General features: G+C 27.7%; 3 protein-coding genes. All 3 read left to right on the top strand.

The genetic code is table 11. The annotated features are described in order from the left end of the window. The first annotated feature begins 197 nt into the window (after window positions 1-197). A complete protein-coding gene (locus Q0370_RS03995; protein ID WP_299572438.1) occupies window positions 198-1,004 on the top strand; it encodes an Mrp/NBP35 family ATP-binding protein in 807 nt (268 codons plus the stop codon). A 78-nt stretch (window positions 1,005-1,082) separates the two neighbouring features. Next, the gene (locus tag Q0370_RS04000; RefSeq protein ID WP_299572441.1) at window positions 1,083-1,760 is read left to right on the top strand and encodes a response regulator transcription factor; all 678 of its coding nucleotides are present in this window, start codon (window positions 1,083-1,085) and stop codon (window positions 1,758-1,760) included. A gap of 232 nt (window positions 1,761-1,992) precedes the next feature. Next, window positions 1,993-2,628: a superoxide dismutase gene (locus Q0370_RS04005; protein ID WP_147005610.1), complete on the top strand. Its 636-nt coding sequence runs from the start codon at window positions 1,993-1,995 to the stop codon at window positions 2,626-2,628. Window positions 2,629-2,901: the final 273 nt, after the last annotated feature.

Consider the following 2,901-nt stretch of genomic DNA (forward strand, 5'->3'; position numbering starts at 1 on the left):
ATTATAAAATCTATGGTTGTTTTCATAAAATGCTCCTTTAAATATAATCTATTTAATAAATTATACCACAGAAAATAAAAAAATTAATTTTTTTTGAAAAAAATGTAAAAAATTGCTTGTATTTTTTCTAAGTTTATGATTTAATTAAAGTAGGGAAGTTAAATAAAATTATAATATTTTTAGAATAGGAGGAATGAATGCAAACTAATCCAGCTTTAGCTGAACGAAAGCAAAGGATTGATTCCAATATGTCCAAAATTAAGCATAAAATAGTAGTGATGAGTGGAAAGGGCGGAGTTGGAAAAACAACGACTGCTGTCAATTTGGCTTATGGATTATCATTACGAGGATATAAAGTTGGTATTCTAGATGCTGATTTACATGGACCCAATATTCCTATTATGTTCGGAAAAGAAGGAGTAAAACTTTCAAAAATTTCTGAACCATTGGAAGTAATGGAGAATTTACATATATCGTCATTAAGTTTTTTTGTACCAGATAATTCTCCAGTTGTGTGGAAAGGTCCGCAAAAAATTACAGCGATAATGGAAATGCTGGAAGGAATTAAATGGGGAGAAATCGATTTTTTAATAGTTGATTTACCGCCTGGAACTGGTGATGAAACATTAGGGATTGCACAAAATATAGGGACAGATTCAAAAGCAATCATTGTTACAACACCACAAAAAGTTTCTTTGCTGGATTCTACAAGAGCAATAAATTTTGCAAAATTGATTAACTTGAATGTGCTCGGTGTAATCGAAAATATGAGTGGTTTTATTTGCCCTGACTGTCAAAAGGAAGTGAATATCTTTAAAAAAGGCGGAGCCGAAAACATGGCCCAAGAGAAAAAAACAGACTTTCTAGGCTCAATACCATTAGATGGAAATATTGTGGAATCTAGTGATAATGGGTTACCATTTATTTCAAACGATTCTTTAGCGTCAAGAAAAATGAACGATATAATTACTAAAGTAATTGAAAAATTAGAACAAGAAGATTAAAAGTAAGAAAATAAATGTGAAAGGAGAAGTATTTTAAATATATTGTCATATTTCAATATATTTATTATGCGATAAAAAATGAAAGTATTAGTATTTAATAAAAATGAAAAAACCAGAATGGTTGTAGGACAATTATTAAAAGAATTAAGTTTTAATGTCATATTGGCAGAAAATGAGGAACAAATGTTGGATGCCTTGAAGACAGAATCTCTTGATATTTCTTTTTTAGATATTAGCTCAATTGAAGATTTTCCATTAGCAATAGAAAGAATAATAAGATATAAAAGACAAAGTTATATTCTAATGGCAATCGAACAAGATGACAGATACGCAAAAACAGAGGCCCTGTTAAAAGGAATAGATGACTACATATATAATGATTTCAGACTAGAAGAACTTTCAGCAAAATTCAGAGCAATAGTAAGAATCCTTAATAAACGTCTTACTGAAGATGAAATGGGAATATTAACAGCTTATGACTTGACGTTAAATCCTGCAAATAGGGAAATTAAACGTGATGGAAAAGAAATAGAATTGACAAATAAAGAGTTTCTATTACTAGAATATTTCCTTAGAAATAAAAATAGAGTGCTTACAAGAACAATGATTTCTGAAAAAATATGGGATATAGACTTTGTTTCAGAAAGTAATATTGTAGATGTGTATGTTAATTTTTTAAGATCAAAAATAGATAAAGGACACGAACAGAAGATTATTAAGACTGTAAGAAGTGTAGGATACATCATAAAAGAATAGTTATTTTAAATTGAATTTGTAAATTATTATGTTTTAATCCTTAAATTACTGAGTTTATTAAATAATTTTGAAAAAAAATTATAAATTCTCAGTTTACATGAAATAGTGAAAAAAATAATTAACTAGTTCATAATTGTAATAATAACAAATTCATAAAAAATATAAATTTTTATTGATTTTATAAAAATAATGTGCTAAAATGTATCATAAAAATAGATTAGGAGTGATAAAAATGTTTAAACAAATAGAATTAACTTACAATTTTGACGCATTAGAGCCAAATATTGATGCAAAAACTATGGAAATACATTATGGAAAGCACCATGCAGCGTATACTAATAATTTAAATGATACATTGAAAAATAACGCACCACAATTTTTGGAAAAACCAATTGAGGAAATCTTAGCAAATTTAGATGTACTACCAGAAGAAATAAGAGGAGCTGTTAGAAATAATGGAGGTGGATATTACAACCATAATCTTTATTTTGAAATAATGGCACCTAATGCAGGTGGAGCACCTACTGGAGAATTAGCAGAAAAAATTAATGAAGCATTTGGAAGTTTTGAAGCATTTAAAGAAAAATTTGCACAGGCTGCAGCAACTAGATTTGGATCAGGATGGGCTTGGCTTGTTGTAAATAAAGATGGAAAATTAAAAGTAACTTCAACTGCAAATCAAGACAATCCATTAATGCCAGGAGCAACTCCTTGCGGATGTTCACAAGGAACTCCAATCTTAGGAATAGATGTATGGGAACATGCATATTATCTAAATTATCAAAACAGACGTCCAGATTATATTTCAGCATTTTTCAATGTTATAAACTGGGATGAAGTATCTAAAAAATACGAAGCTTTAAAATAAGCTAAAGTAAAAAATAAAGTATAGATTGAATTGGAAATGTTGGTTATATTCTAGTTCAATCTTTTTCTTATCTAAAAATCTTAAATAACAATAATTCTAATTGAAAAAGAGATTAAGATTAAGTTATAGATTAGCCAATTTACTAATTTTTATGTATTTTTACTTCGATTTTTAAATACCTTGACTATAATTTGAATAATAGATATTTGTTTATAAAAGTTGACTGAAATCATTTAATTTGCTATACTTAACTGGGATAGATAAATATTAAAA

The organism is uncultured Leptotrichia sp. (assembly GCF_938036635.1).
In the GTDB taxonomy this organism is placed as follows: domain Bacteria; phylum Fusobacteriota; class Fusobacteriia; order Fusobacteriales; family Leptotrichiaceae; genus Leptotrichia; species Leptotrichia hongkongensis.

Coding starts and splice junctions, on each gene's coding strand:
- Q0370_RS04005 (WP_147005610.1), top strand. CDS start 1,993: ATGTTTAAACAAATAGAATTAACTTACAATTTTGACGCATTAGAGCCA.
- Q0370_RS04000 (WP_299572441.1), top strand. CDS start 1,083: ATGAAAGTATTAGTATTTAATAAAAATGAAAAAACCAGAATGGTTGTA.
- Q0370_RS03995 (WP_299572438.1), top strand. CDS start 198: ATGCAAACTAATCCAGCTTTAGCTGAACGAAAGCAAAGGATTGATTCC.